Source organism: Erwinia artemisiae, from assembly GCF_051400835.1.
GTDB classification, from domain to species: domain Bacteria; phylum Pseudomonadota; class Gammaproteobacteria; order Enterobacterales; family Enterobacteriaceae; genus Erwinia; species Erwinia aeris.
Genome location: NZ_JBLFFM010000001.1, coordinates 103,674 through 117,236 on the forward strand (window position 1 = coordinate 103,674; position 13,563 = coordinate 117,236).

11 protein-coding genes are annotated in these 13,563 nt (G+C 56.4%); 5 read left to right on the forward strand and 6 right to left on the reverse strand.

Annotated features, from left to right (window positions below; translation table 11 throughout):
- Window positions 1–155 precede the first annotated feature (155 nt).
- Window positions 156–803, forward strand: coding sequence for a metallophosphoesterase (locus tag ACMGEE_RS00505; RefSeq protein WP_253460810.1), 648 nt, complete (start codon window positions 156–158; stop codon window positions 801–803).
- Window positions 804–806: 3 nt separating this feature from the next.
- Here ACMGEE_RS00505 and rsmF read toward each other — a convergent pair whose 3' ends face one another.
- The 3 genes from rsmF to yebS all read right to left on the reverse strand — a co-directional run bounded on the left by rsmF (window position 807) and on the right by yebS (window position 6,180).
- Window positions 807–2,243, reverse strand: coding sequence for a 16S rRNA (cytosine(1407)-C(5))-methyltransferase RsmF (rsmF, locus tag ACMGEE_RS00510; protein ID WP_394148114.1), 1,437 nt, complete (start codon window positions 2,241–2,243; stop codon window positions 807–809).
- Window positions 2,244–2,330: 87 nt separating this feature from the next.
- A complete protein-coding gene (locus tag ACMGEE_RS00515) occupies window positions 2,331–4,967 on the reverse strand; it encodes a PqiB family protein (RefSeq protein WP_436829464.1) in 2,637 nt (878 codons plus the stop codon).
- Window positions 4,936–6,180 carry a membrane integrity lipid transport subunit YebS gene (gene yebS / locus ACMGEE_RS00520; protein ID WP_370734173.1) on the reverse strand — a complete coding sequence of 415 codons (1,245 nt, stop codon included), beginning with the start codon at window positions 6,178–6,180 and terminating at the stop codon, window positions 4,936–4,938. Before yebS ends, ACMGEE_RS00515 begins: the two co-directional genes overlap by 32 nt.
- A 197-nt stretch (window positions 6,181–6,377) precedes the next feature.
- Here yebS and ACMGEE_RS00525 point away from each other — a divergent pair, with 197 nt between their 5' ends.
- The 4 genes from ACMGEE_RS00525 (at window position 6,378) to htpX (ending at window position 10,817) form a co-directional block, all read left to right on the forward strand.
- Window positions 6,378–6,878 (forward strand): GAF domain-containing protein, encoded by a 501-nt coding sequence (locus ACMGEE_RS00525; protein WP_253460817.1) that lies wholly within the window; start codon window positions 6,378–6,380, stop codon window positions 6,876–6,878.
- Window positions 6,879–6,974: 96 nt separating this feature from the next.
- Window positions 6,975–7,655, forward strand: a complete 681-nt coding sequence (proQ, locus tag ACMGEE_RS00530) for an RNA chaperone ProQ (protein WP_125287814.1) — start codon at window positions 6,975–6,977, stop codon at window positions 7,653–7,655.
- Between the two features lie 19 nt (window positions 7,656–7,674).
- Window positions 7,675–9,702 carry a carboxy terminal-processing peptidase gene (gene prc / locus ACMGEE_RS00535; protein ID WP_369894573.1) on the forward strand — a complete coding sequence of 676 codons (2,028 nt, stop codon included), beginning with the start codon at window positions 7,675–7,677 and terminating at the stop codon, window positions 9,700–9,702.
- 233 nt (window positions 9,703–9,935) lie between these two features.
- Window positions 9,936–10,817: a protease HtpX gene (htpX, locus tag ACMGEE_RS00540; protein WP_125287812.1), complete on the forward strand. Its 882-nt coding sequence runs from the start codon at window positions 9,936–9,938 to the stop codon at window positions 10,815–10,817.
- A 51-nt stretch (window positions 10,818–10,868) separates the two neighbouring features.
- Here htpX and ACMGEE_RS00545 read toward each other — a convergent pair whose 3' ends face one another.
- The 3 genes from ACMGEE_RS00545 to ACMGEE_RS00555 all read right to left on the reverse strand — a co-directional run.
- Complete coding sequence (locus ACMGEE_RS00545) at window positions 10,869–12,254, reverse strand: MFS transporter (protein WP_436829465.1); 1,386 nt, start codon at window positions 12,252–12,254, stop codon at window positions 10,869–10,871.
- 407 nt (window positions 12,255–12,661) lie between these two features.
- Window positions 12,662–12,889, reverse strand: a complete 228-nt coding sequence (locus ACMGEE_RS00550) for a hypothetical protein (RefSeq protein ID WP_436829466.1) — start codon at window positions 12,887–12,889, stop codon at window positions 12,662–12,664.
- A 52-nt stretch (window positions 12,890–12,941) separates the two neighbouring features.
- Window positions 12,942–13,563, reverse strand: a 622-nt coding sequence (locus ACMGEE_RS00555; protein ID WP_436829467.1) for a hypothetical protein, incomplete at its 5' end; no start/stop codon positions are given.

Here is a 13,563-nt window from a genome sequence, read left to right on the forward strand (position 1 = left end):
GCGCCGCCGATGATAACCAGTGCCAGCATCAGACTGAACTGTTGATCTGTTTCCATGTTATTGCCGCTCCCTGATAAGTTAACAGACTATACTTTAGAGCCTGTTAACTGAACATTTCGTAAACATTCCAGTCATTTTTCCTTCAGGATGCAACTATGGTGTATCAATACCTTAACGGCACGGCGTGGCGGCATATCTATATTGTGGGTGATATTCATGGCTGTCTCGCCATGCTGCACGAAGAGTTAGAGGCTCAGCGATTCGATGCCGGGCAGGATCTGCTGATAGCCGTAGGCGATTTGATCGATCGTGGCCCGGACAGCCCTGGCTGCGTGGCGCTGTTGAATAAGCCCTGGTTTCGCAGCGTGCGCGGCAATCATGAAGAGATGGCTATCGGGGCGCTGACGCGGGGCGATCATCAGCAGTGGATCGGCAACGGCGGCGACTGGTTCTATAAGCTGGAAGGCATGAAAATGATTGAGGCGAAACATGCGCTCAGCCGTTGTCGCCTGATGCCCTTAATTATTCATCTGGAACTGGAAAATAGCGTGGTGGTGGTCGCTCATGCCGACTATCCGGCCGAACGCTATGCGTGGGAGGCAGCAGTCGATCCTTTTAAGGTCGTCTGGAGCCGCAGCCGCGTTGAACAGGTACAGCAAGGAAAGGGCAAGGCCATCAGCGGCGCGGACGCTTTCTATTTTGGCCACACGCCGCTAAGCAAGCCGCTGAGTGCGGCGAATTTGCACTTTATCGATACCGGCGCCGTATTCGGCAACCGGCTCACAATGGTGCAGGTACAGTAATGCTCAGGAGAACAGCTTGCCGTCCCGCACCAGCTCCCGCGGGTAGCTGTTTTTAATCCGGCTCGATACTTTCTTTGCCAGGCCAATCGGCTGCTGTTGACAGGTGACAATCACTTCGTCGGCGGGCAGCGCACGCTCAGGATAAATGTCCCGTCCGCGATACCACTCTTCGGCTTCCGCCAGCGTCAGCTCAAAACGATTTGACGCCTGCGGCTGCGTCAGAGCGATAACCGCTTCGTGCTGCCAGCGATAGCCTTTGGCAAAGGTTTCAGCCAGCTTCAGGCCGATACGCGAAAAGCGAACCCGGCCCAGCAGCGGCTCCACGGCGCGCGGAAACAGCCAGAGCTCCTTATCACGCTGCCAAAGCGCATGGGCAGCGCTGTCCCACGCCAGCCCTGATTTAGCGGCAGCGGCCGTAATTTCCTGCTCATCTTTACGTTTTACCGGCGTAAAAGGCAGCTTACCCAGTTTATAATTTGGCGCGGGCATGGGCGGCACGCCCGCTGTTTTGCGCAGTCGCGCGACAAAGAAGCCTTCACTGTCAAAAATATGTGGGAAAACGTGCAAAAAGCCTTCCGGGGTGCTGGCCCGTTCGGCGCCGGCAAACAGGTCGTCTAAAGGTTCGATGACAACGGCGTCCGGATAGCGCGCCAGCAGCCAGGCGATGACCTGCTGATTTTCGCTGCGGTTCAGGGTGCAGGTGGAATAGACCAGCGTCCCGCCGGGTTTAAGGGCATGAAAGGCGCTATCGATTAAATCGTGCTGAGTGGCGGCAATCGCCTCGGTGCTTTCCGGCGACCAGTTGCGCAGCGCATCGGCGTCCTTACGGATTACGCCTTCGCCAGAGCAGGGCGCATCCAGCAAAATGGCGTCGAAGGTTTCCGGCAGCGCCGGCCCGAAGACGCGGCCGTCGAAATGGGCGATCGCCGTATTGCTGACGCCGCAGCGGCTGATGTTGGCGTGCAGCACCTTGACCCGGCTGGCGGAGTATTCGTTGGCGAGAAGCACGCCCTTGTTGCTCATCGAGGCGGCAATCTGGGTGGTTTTAGATCCCGGCGCGGCGGCCATGTCCATTACGCGTTCCGGCGCGGGCGAACCGGCAAACAGCGCGGTTACCGGCAGCATGGAACTGGCTTCCTGAATATAAAACAGCCCCGCCAGATGTTCCGCCGTACTGCCTAAAGGCAGCGTGTCGGCATCGTCACGGCTGATCCAGAACCCTTCCTTACACCAGGGGACGGGCGTCAGCGCCCATTGATAAGGCTCGACCAGCGCCAGAAACGCCTCAACGCTGATTTTCAAGGTATTGACGCGCAGGCTGCGGCGCAGCGGCTGCTGGCTGAAGGCAATAAACTGCTCGAACCCGGCGCTGTCGGGCAGCAGCTCGCGCATCTGATTTAAGAAAAGATCCGGGAAGTACACGCGTGAAGAAGAAGACACTGAAAGATTCCGCTGGCAATAAAGTGGGGCGAGTTTATCACACTCTGCGGCGGCAAAAAAAACGGGCAGCCAGGCTGCCCGTTTCGATTATTTTGCCGGCAGCGCCGTGCCCCATTTACGCCAGTCTTTCGGCTCCTCGTCCTCCAGCAGATAATGCTTGCCGCTGGTGGCCTGCGGTGCCAGCGGCACGGTCGGCGGGGTGGCAAACTGAATGCCGCCCTGAATAAACTGTTGGAAGGTGCCGGTTTTCACCACGCCGCCAATCAGGCCAAACTTGAAGTTGTAGCCGGAGGCCAGCCAGAACACCGAGTTATTGCGCACCAGATGCTGGTATTTTTTGCTGATGCGTAGCGTAATCTGCACGCGATCGGCCATCGATCCCAGCGAGGTGCCCGTTACCGTACCGACCTCGATTCCCCGGAACAGTACCGGCGTACCGACAGACAGCGAGCCGCCTTCAGGCGCGTCCAGCACCACGTTCAGGCCATCCAGATAGCGTGCGTCGGTAATGGTTGATTCCTGTAGTTCAAAGGTGCGCTGCGCGCGGCCTTTGCCGGGATCGACATTGATATAAGGCTGGAGCAGGGTATCCAGATGATTAACGCCCGCTGCGGAAATCTCCGGCGACACTACCGAGAACCGGCTGCCCAGCCGCGCGAAATCCTGTACGTATTCCGGATAAAGCACGGCTTTGGCAATCACCTGATTTTTGTCGTTATTGAGCGCCAGAGATTCCAGCTGGCCGATGGTGATGCCGAGATAGCGGATAGGCATCCCTGAGGAGAGCTTGCTGGCGTCGTAGGTATGCAGCGTAATCTGACTGCCGACCGCTCTGGCCGCCGTTTCTGATTCAAACAGCGTGCGCTTGTCTTTACTCGTCAGGCCCGCACCGGCGCCGCTGAGGTTATCAAAGCTGATAGCGCCCTTCAGCGCGCGGTTAAGCGGCGAAGCCTGCACGGTCAGGCCGCTGCCGTTAAGCTGCACGCGCGCGCCGCCTTCCGACCAGAACACGCTGTTCGGCGTCAGCAGCTTGCGGTATTCCGGCTTGATGTGCACGCGCACGTCGAACTCGTTAGCTCTTGGCGTGACCTCCACGATCTCGCCGACCTGAAACTTACGATAGAGCACCACTGAACCGGCCTGAATATCCGGCAGGCTGTTGGCGGTCAGCGTCAGGGTGGTAGGCAACTGGTTGGTGGTAATGCCTTCGGCGGCTTTTTCCGCATTAGCAAACAGCGGATAGCTCTCTTTTGGCGCACCATTGCTGCCGGGATCCAGGCGAATGCCGCCGTCGATCCATTCGCGTGCGCTGGCGCCCAGCACTTCCATACCGTCCAGCCCCAGCTTAACGTCCAGCCGACTGTTGATAATAAACTTGCTGTCGCCGTGCACCAGTTCGCGATACTCAGGCGTAACAGCGATAATAAAATTCACGCCTTTTTCATTGAGCTTGCGGCTGACCACCTGGCCAATCTGCATCCCGTGCAGCATCACGGGCTGGCCCGCATCGATACCGTAGCTTTCCGGCGCGGTCAGCTTCACTTCCAGCGTGTCAGGCCGTTGCAGCAGCGACTCGTTGCTTTGCAGCACGGTAAAGCGATCCTGCGGTTCGCCTTCGCCAGGCACCAGTTCGAGCGTGCTGCCGGTCAACAGACTGCTGAGGCTGGTATCGGCGAGGGTGATTTTGGGGCTGCGCATCTCAATGCGGGTGCCGGTACGCATCAGGCCGGTTACCGACGGATCGATGGTCAGTTCGCCTTTTACCTTGCCGTCGGGCTGTAAGTTCAGCGCGGTTAGCGTGCCGACCTCCAGTCCCTGATACATCAGCGGCGTGCTGCCCGCCTTCAGGTTTTTGCCGCCGGGCAGGTCAAGCGTGATAATCACGCCGCGATGGCTGTGCGCCAAATTCGGGTAGAGCTGATAGCTGTCATCGCTTTTTGCCTGCGCGGAGTCGGCTGGCGAGTCAAACGCAATCGCACCGTTGACCAGCGCCGCCAGGCTCTCCAGCTGCACTTTGGCACCGCTCAGGCCCACATCGGCCTTCACCCCGGAGACGTTCCAGAAGCGGCTCTCTTTTTTCACGAGGTTGGTGAAGCGGCGCTCGATCAGCACGTCGACGGTTACGCCCTGATTGCCAGGGTTGATGCTGTAGTCATAGACGCGGCCAACCGGGATTTTACGGAAATAGACCAGCGAGCCGGTATTCAGCGAGCTTAAATCGGCGGCGTGCAGATGGATCATCATCTCGCCCGTGTTCATGCGATATTTCGGCTGCGTATCCAGCGCCACAAAATGCTCCTGCGGCTTGCCTTTGCCCGGCATCATGCCGATATAGTTGCCGCCCACCAGCGCATCGAGGCCCGACACGCCCGCCAGTGACGCTTTCGGCGTCACCAGCCAGAACTGCGTTTTATCGCGCAGCGCGTCTTTCATATCGCTCTTGATGCTGGCCTTGATCTTAATGGTGCGCAGATCGTCAGTCATGCTGATGCCCTGCACCAGACCCACCTCGACGCCCTGATAGCGCACCGGCGTTCGGCCAGGCACAATGCCGTCAGCGGTGGCGAAATCGATGGTAACCGTGGTGCCGCGCTCCTGGTAATTGTTCCAGACGAGCCAGCCCGCTATCAACAGCGCAATCAAAGGCAGCAGCCAGAACGGCGAAATTTTGCGGCGGCTTTTCACGCGTGCGCTAGTCGGTGTAGTCGGCGTTTCCTGTTGCATGTGCATCCCAAAGTAAACGGCTATCCAGCCACTCGACGGCAAGGATAGTAAGAATAACCGCTGAGCCAAAATAGAAGGCAGCCGGTCCCATAGTAAAAGCCAGAAGCTGGTCGCGATTCACCAGCGACATGGTTAAGGCAATAACAAACAGGTCCAGCATAGACCAGCGTCCGACCCAGGTAACTACCCGCAGCAGACGAACGCGCGTTTTCAGACCCTGTTCACATTTAAAATGGATGCTGAGCAGCAGCGTCAGCAGCACGATAACCTTGGTGAAAGGCACCAGGATACTGGCGATAAAGACCACGATCGCTACCGGAATATTGCCGGAAGCGAGGGAAAGAATACCGGAAAGAATAGTATCTTCCTGGCGCGCGCCGTTGAGATAAATAACGGAAATCGGCAGCAGATTGGCCGGGATCAGCAATACCACCGCAGAGATCAGCGCCGCCCAGGATTTTTGCAGGCTGTGGCGACGACGCAGGCGTAGCGGCGTATGGCAGCGCGGGCAGCGGCCCCGTTCGTCAGGCAGGCAGGTATGATGGCAGTTCAGGCAAACGCGCAGCTGCTCGGGGGCGATATGCGGCTGCGGCTGCGGATAAAAGCGATGCCACAGCTGTTCAACGTTGATATGAATAAGCGTCACCAGGCTCAGCGCGGCCAGCGACAGGAAGGCGAGCAGGCCGGTGCCGGGATTGATATCCGCATAGTCCTGCACCTTGATAGAAGCGACGGCGATACCGACCAGATAGATATCCAGCATGACCCACTCTTTGAGCCGATCGAGCATCAGCAGCACCGGCCGCAAATTTAAACCCAGCCGGTCACCAAAAAAAAGCCAGCCGATTGACGCCACCAGCGTGGCGGGCGCGCCGATGGTGCAAAAGGCCACCATAGAGGCGGTAATCACGTTGCCCTGCTGCGCCATCTGGATAATGCCTTCCAGCAGGCTGGCGCGGATAGTGGTGCCCAGCAGCCGGATAGTCAGCAGCGGTTCGCTAAAGGCAAACGGCATCAGCAGCAGCATAGTGACGGCCATTGCCGCCAGCCGCGTCATCGACCAGTCGCGTCCGTTAAGGATACGGGCGTTGCAGCGCGGGCAGTGCGCCGACTGGTTCGATTTAACATCTGGTAAGGAAAAAAGGGTATCGCATTGCGGACAACGCTGATAACGTTCCTGAGGCAGAATTTGGCTGATAGCGTATATTTTCACGAATTATCCGGATTTGCAGGGTACGGTCAGGCAAAATCGCCCCGGCGAACCACTCTTACGTTTGTTTTTAAAGCTTCAGACCAACAAGGGTATATTAACTAACGGAATCATTCACCTTGTCCGTCTGGACATTTAATGCTTATTTTATCAGGCGAAGCCATTCCGGGCTTCGTAACAGTTTTAATAATGGTTAAAAAATGACTAAAAAAGAATTTTACTCGGATCTCAATCGTGATTTACGCGCGCTTATCGCCGGCGAAACCAGTTTTCTGGCCGCGATGGGCAACTGCAGCGCGCTGCTGTTTGAGCGCCTTGAAGGCGTTAACTGGGCCGGGTTTTATCTGCTGACGGAAGAGAAGACCCTGGTGCTGGGACCGTTTCAGGGCAAAATCGCCTGCGTACGCATTCCGGTAGGCCGCGGCGTCTGCGGAACGGCGGTGGCGGAGAGCGCCGTACAGCGCGTGGACGACGTCCATGCCTTCCCCGGGCATATTGCCTGCGACGCGGCCAGCAATGCCGAAATCGTGCTGCCGCTGGTGGTAAACGGCGAGACGATCGGCGTACTGGATATCGACAGCGTGGAATATAATCGCTTCGACCAGGAAGACGAAAACGGGCTGATTACGCTGGTTGACGGGCTGTGTGAAGTGCTTGCCGGCACGGACGTGGAAAAATTTATTCACATGAAACGCAGCTAAAGTGCTGGATCACGTAGCATTTGCTGATGGTGTCATTATAATGACGCCTGTTCATGCCTGCGCTGGTTGGCAAACCCGTTGTAATCAGGAAATTTCATGGAAAATCAACCTAAGTTGAATAGCAGTAAAGAAGTAATCGCCTTTCTGGCGGAGCGGTTCCCACAGTGCTTCAGTGCCGAAGGCGAAGCGCGACCGCTAAAAATCGGCATCTTTCAGGATTTAGTCGACCGCGTGCAGGGCGAAATGGGCCTGAGTAAAACTCAGCTTCGTTCCGCGCTGCGCCTTTATACTTCAAGCTGGCGCTATTTATACGGCATCAAAGCTGGTGCCACCCGCGTTGACCTGGACGGCAACGCCTGCGGCGTTCTGGACGAGCAGCACGTGGAACACGCCCGTAAGCAGCTCGAAGAGGCCAAGGCGCGCGTTCAGGCGCAGCGCGAGCAGCAGCAAGCGAAAAAACGCGAAGCGGGTGAAGAAACTGCCCCTCGTCGTCCACGCAAGCCGGTTCGTAAACCTTCTGCTGAAGGCGAGCAGCCTCGGGCCGCACGCAGCAAGCCGCAGCGTAATCCTGGCCGCGCGCCTTCCGCAGAACGCCAACCGCAACGCACGACACCCGTTACGGATACCGCAGCATTGCAGGTGGGTCAAAACATCAAAGTCACGGCAGGCAAAAGTGCGATGGATGCAACCATTCTTGAGATTACAAAAGATGGCGTCCGGGTACAGCTGGCTTCCGGCCTGGCAATGATAGTGCGCGCAGAACACTTGCAGTTCTGATACGGAGGCCAATCAGGGCATGAACAACTTTTTTAAAACCACCGTTATTGCTGCACTGTTGTTTACCGGACATGTTTTCGCCGCCGATGCTATTACGCGCGCCGAGCAAATTCCGCAGCTTCATCAGGAACCGCAGCACGCGACCGTCAGCGAGCGCGTGACGTCGCGCTTTACGCGTTCCCACTATCGTCAGTTCGACCTGGATAAAGATTTCTCCGCGAAAATTTTCGCCCGCTATCTGAATCTGTTGGACTACAACCACAATGTGCTGCTGGCTTCTGACGTGGCGCAGTACAACACCAAAAAAACCACGCTGGGCGATGAACTGAAATCGGGTCAGCTGGATGTTTTTTACGATTTATATAACCTGGCGCAGAAACGCCGTTTTGAGCGCTATCAATACGCGCTGACGGTGCTGAACAAGCCGATGAATTTTAGCGGTCACGATACTATTGATATCGACCGCAGCAAGGCACCCTGGCCGCAAACCACTGCGGAGCTGAACCAGCTTTGGGATGCCAAAGTCAAATATGACGAGCTGAGCCTGAAGCTGACGGGCAAAGAGGAAAAGGAGATCCGCGAGGTTCTCACCAAGCGCTATCAGTTTGCTATCCGCCGTCTGGCGCAGAGCAATAGCGAGGACGTTTTCCAGCTGGCGATGACCGCTTTCGCGCGTGAAATCGATCCGCATACCAGCTACCTGTCTCCGCGCAATACCGATCAGTTCAATACTGAAATGAGCCTGTCGCTGGAAGGCATCGGCGCCGTACTGCAAATGGATGATGATTACACCGTGATCAACTCCATGGTTGCAGGCGGCCCGGCAGCCAAAAGCAAAGCGATTACCGTGGGCGATCGTATCGTCGGCGTCGGCCAGCCCGGCAAACCGGTTCAGGACGTGATCGGCTGGCGTCTGGATGACGTCGTGGCGCAGATTAAAGGCCCGAAAGGCAGCAAAGTGCGTCTGGAGATCCTGCCGGCCGGCAAGGGCACCAAAACCCGTATTATTACGCTGACCCGTGAAAAAATCCGTCTGGAAGATCGCGCGGTGAAAATGAGCGTGCATAACGTCGGCAAAGAGAAAGTCGGCGTACTGGATATTCCGGGCTTCTACGTGGGTCTGACCGACGATGTTAAAGTGCAGCTGCAAAAGCTGCAGAAGCAGAATGTCGACAGCGTAGTGATCGACCTGCGTACCAACGGCGGCGGGGCGCTGACGGAGGCGGTATCGCTTTCCGGCCTGTTTATTCCGGGCGGCCCGGTGGTGCAGGTGCGCGATAACAACGGCAAGGTGCGTCAGGACAGCGATACCGACAGCATGGTTTACTATAAAGGCCCGCTGGTGGTGCTGGTAGACCGTTTCAGCGCCTCGGCTTCCGAGATCTTTGCCGCCGCCATGCAGGATTATGGTCGCGCGCTGATCGTCGGTGAACCGACCTTTGGTAAAGGCACCGTGCAGCAGTATCGCTCGCTGAACCGTATCTACGATCAGATGCTGCGTCCCGAATGGCCCGCGTTGGGATCCATCACCTACACCATCCAGAAGTTCTACCGCGTTAACGGCGGCAGTACCCAGCGTAAAGGCGTTACGCCGGATCTGCTGATGCCGACCGGCGTGGAAGCGGTGGAAACCGGTGAGAAATTCGAGGATAACGCGCTGCCGTGGGACAGCATTGATGCGGCGGCCTACACCAAAACCGGCGATGTTAAACCGCTGATCCCGCAGCTGCTCAAGACGCATCAGGATCGTATCGCGAAGGATATGGAGTTCCAGTACATCCTGAAAGATATTGCCCGCTTCAACGCGATGAAGGATAAGCGCAATATCATCTCGCTGAATCTTGCCGAGCGCGAGAAAGAAAACCACGAGGATGATGCGCTGCGGCTGGAGCGGATTAACGCCCGTCTCAAGCTGGAAGGCAAAAAGCCGCTGGCGAAGCTTGAGGATCTGCCGAAGGATTACAAAGAGCCGGATCCTTACCTGGACGAAACGGTCAATATCGCCAATGATATGGCGCAGCTGGAAAAAAGCCAGAGCACCAAATAACCCCCAGGGCACAGCGCAAGCTGTGCCTTATTTTTACCTGAACTTTCCCAATCCACGCGGTAACTTTGCCTTTCCTGACAGTCAATCTTTTCCTGAACGTTAAAAGTTAAGACAAAATGTAAAGTTATGTCTTTTTAGACACTTAATGCCCTTTGCCGCTTGAAATGTTTTGCCGCGCCCATAGGATAGTTATCCGCTATAAGCGATTTTTTAACTGAGGAAGAAGAAATTTTATGATGCGTATTGCGCTTTTCCTGTTAACCAACCTGGGCGTAATGTTGGTTTTTGGACTGATCCTCAGTCTGACGGGAATTCAGTCAAGCAGTGTTCAGGGCCTGATGATCATGGCGGGTCTGTTTGGCTTTGGCGGTGCGTTTGTCTCACTGCTGATGTCTAAATGGATGGCGCTGCGCTCCGTAGGCGGTGAGGTCATTGAGCAGCCACGTAACGAAACCGAGCGCTGGCTGATGCAGACCATTGCCGGACAGGCGCAGCAGGCGGGCATTGCTATGCCGCAGGTCGCTATTTATCATGCGCCGGACATTAATGCCTTTGCTACCGGCGCGCGCCGCGATGCTTCACTGGTTGCGGTTTCTACCGGGCTGCTGCAAAACATGAACCGCGATGAGGCCGAGGCGGTGCTGGCGCATGAGATCAGCCATATCGCCAACGGCGATATGGTGACGATGACGCTGATCCAGGGCGTGGTAAACACCTTTGTGATCTTTATCTCGCGTATTATCGCGCAGATAGCCGCAGGCTTTATGTCGGGCGATCGCGAAGAGGGCGAAAGCAGCAACGGCAACCCGCTGGTCTATTTTGCGGTGTCGATGGTGCTGGAGCTGGTGTTCGGTATTCTGGCCAGCATTATCACCATGTGGTTCTCGCGCCATCGTGAGTACCATGCCGATGCCGGTTCGGCGCGTCTGGTTGGCCGCGAGAAAATGATCGCCGCGCTGCAACGTCTGAAAACCAGCTATGAGCCGCAGGAAGCAAGCACCATGATGGCGTTCTGCATTAACGGCAAATCGAAGTCGCTGAGCGAGCTGTTTATGTCGCATCCACCACTGGATAAGCGTATCGAGGCGCTGCGCAGCGGCCAGTACCTGAAATAGTCGTTAAGATGATAAATGCCGGTCGCTGACCGGCATTTTTTTGCCTGTCGATCAGCTCGCTTTCTGTTGCGGCCCCGGCTGCGTCAGCCGAAGCGCGCTGACGATGGCGGCCAGCGTAGAAAATACTCCTGCCAGCAGCAGCGAGGCGTGCGTGCCCTGATCGCTGAACAGATTAAACATTAACGCGACCAGCGCCGCGCCGCTGGTTTGACCCAGCAGGCGCGCCGTGCCCAACATGCCGCTCGCGCCACCGCTGCGATGACGTGGCGCCGAACTGATAATAGTGTGGTTGTTGGGCGACTGAAACAGGCCAAAGCCCGCGCCGCAGATCATCATGCGCCAGATAATGCTCCAGTTATCCGGCGAAGCTGGCAGCAGCGCCAGCGAAAACAGGCCGATCGCAAAGCATCCCAGCCCTATAGCGCCCAACAGCCCGGCATGGTAGCGCTCGATGAGTCTGCCCGCTATTGGTGCCATCACCATCGTTGCCAGCGGCCACGGCGTCAGCAGCAGGCCTGTCGCTACCTCGTCGCGATGCAGCACGGTTTGCAGAAAAAACGGCAGCGACACCATCGCCAGCATCTGCGCGCAAAAGGAGCATACCGAGGTGCCGAGCGACAGCGAGAATACCGGGATACGCAGCAGGTCGACCGGCAGCAGCGGCACCGGCAGCCGCAGCTGCCGACGAATAAACACCACGCCAATAACTACCAGCGCGACCAGTTCCGCCGCAACCAGTTTGCCGCTCTGACCCTGGGCGAAACCGCTCAGCGCAGAGATTAACAGGCCAAACGTCAGCGCGTTCATGATGGCGCTGGGAATATCAAAGCGCTGTTCGCTGGCTTTTTGCGGATTATCGGGTAGAAAGCGGAAGGCGAGAAATAGCGCGCCGAGGCCTACCGGCACGTTAATCAGGAACAGCCATTGCCAGGAGGCGACAGAGAGCACGGCAGCGGCCACGGTCGGGCCAGCGGCGGTTGAGACGGCGACGATGAGGGAGTTAATGCCCATTCCGCGCCCCAGGTAGCGCTGCGGATAAATGATGCGGATCAGCGCGGTGTTCACGCTCATCAGTGCCGCGCCGCCAAAACCCTGCAGCACCCTGGCGAAGGTCAACATGCCCAGCGAGTCGGAAAGCGCGCAGAACAGCGAGGTACAGGTAAACACCACCAGTCCACACTGATAGACGCGGCGGTAGCCCAGGATATCGCCCAGAAAAGAGAGCGACAGCAGCGAGACGATAATCGCCAGCTGATAGGCGTTGACGATCCAGATTGAGGCCGCCGGACTGGCCTGAAGATCGCGGGCAATGGTTGGCAGCGCCACGTTGGCGATAGCGCCGTCCAGCACGGCAACGGTAATACCCAGTGCGATAGCTAAAATCGCGCCATAGCGCTGCGGAACGGGCAGGCCGTCCTGCGGAGTAGAGGTTGGCATAACGTGATTACTAAAGAGGGGGAATATCAACATGCTAATGAAATTGTCACAAAAAAGCAGCGAGTCTTGTGACAAAAAACTGTCTTAAAATATGTATTTTCCCCCAGCAACCACAGCTGGCAAAGATTATTCTTTAACTGCTTATGATTGCAGCGGCTTACTTTGGCTGTATGGTTGGGTATCAGCCTCTGCGCGCCCCCATCTGTAGCGCCCCGCTCGGTGTCACAGGTTGCCGTCTTCTTCCCCAGCCAGGCTGTCTAATTGAGTGATTTGAGGCCAAATTGAGTGTGCCACTACAGTTTCAGTCTCTGTAAAGGGAAAGGTTCACCGGGTTTTTTATTGCTGCTCATTCGATAATGCAGCGTTGACCGGTCAGGGTGTAGACATAATCATTACTTTCAATCTGGTCATGGAAGTTCCTCATCCGGCACATTGAAGCTACACATTCCGGTAAAGCCTTTGTTCACATAGACACTGTGAAATTGTTTGTTATAAACACAAATCCGATCACCGTTAGAATCACCAAACTGAGATTCAAGCATTGCAGCACGTGCAGAGTGACAACCCAGACCCACTATCAGCCAGAAGGAAGCGCAGCCAGCCTGGGCTAATTTTCTTGCATTTGATGGTTTCATTACCTTTCCCCGAAAGCGTTACAATGGGGCGGTTAAGCCCCAAAAGTTTTAATCAGTGGAAATGAGAATGACCACCAAAACCCTCAGAGCGTGAGTTGTCGTGACCGTAGCCATGACCCCCGAAAGCGTGACTGTGTGCATTGTCTGAACCGCGTCCATCATGACCAGATGTGTGACCGCCCTTGTTGTCGTGGTCAGCGCCACCTTTTACCGGTTGGATATTCTGGAAGTAAGAAACCGTCTGAGGCACGGCAATCTGTACCTGTGGCGCTACCTGTGCAAGCTGAGCAGCGGTGACCGTCTGCTGTACGCCGTCAATCTGAACCCTGACAGCCATCTGAGGATTTTTAGCAGCAACCTGAGCCGCGCTAAAGTTCATGGTAGTGACTGCATAGCCAGGGCGCTGAGTAAGGCCGCTATAGCTGATTGCCTGCTGTGGTTCAGCGTACTGGGCAACGCCAGACTGTTTAACGCCATAGTTTGCAACCTGCTGAGCCTGCAGAGCAGCCTGCATCTGAGCATTAACCTCTGCAACACCACCTGCAACAACTTGCTGACGGGTGCGCTGTGTGTTCATTCTGGTAAGGGCTTCTCCCTGAAGCTGTGCAGTAGCCTGCATCTGAGCATTAACCTCTGCAACACCACCTGCAACAACTTGCTGACGGGTGCGCTGT

Bases quoted from the DNA above. Each gene is read 5' to 3' on its own strand.
- ACMGEE_RS00505 (WP_253460810.1), top strand. From the start codon at position 156: ATGGTGTATCAATACCTTAACGGCACGGCGTGGCGGCATATCTATATT.
- ACMGEE_RS00515 (WP_436829464.1), bottom strand. From the start codon at position 4,967: ATGCAACAGGAAACGCCGACTACACCGACTAGCGCACGCGTGAAAAGC.
- ACMGEE_RS00525 (WP_253460817.1), top strand. From the start codon at position 6,378: ATGACTAAAAAAGAATTTTACTCGGATCTCAATCGTGATTTACGCGCG.
- proQ (WP_125287814.1), top strand. From the start codon at position 6,975: ATGGAAAATCAACCTAAGTTGAATAGCAGTAAAGAAGTAATCGCCTTT.
- prc (WP_369894573.1), top strand. From the start codon at position 7,675: ATGAACAACTTTTTTAAAACCACCGTTATTGCTGCACTGTTGTTTACC.
- htpX (WP_125287812.1), top strand. From the start codon at position 9,936: ATGATGCGTATTGCGCTTTTCCTGTTAACCAACCTGGGCGTAATGTTG.
- ACMGEE_RS00545 (WP_436829465.1), bottom strand. From the start codon at position 12,254: ATGCCAACCTCTACTCCGCAGGACGGCCTGCCCGTTCCGCAGCGCTAT.
- ACMGEE_RS00550 (WP_436829466.1), bottom strand. From the start codon at position 12,889: ATGAAACCATCAAATGCAAGAAAATTAGCCCAGGCTGGCTGCGCTTCC.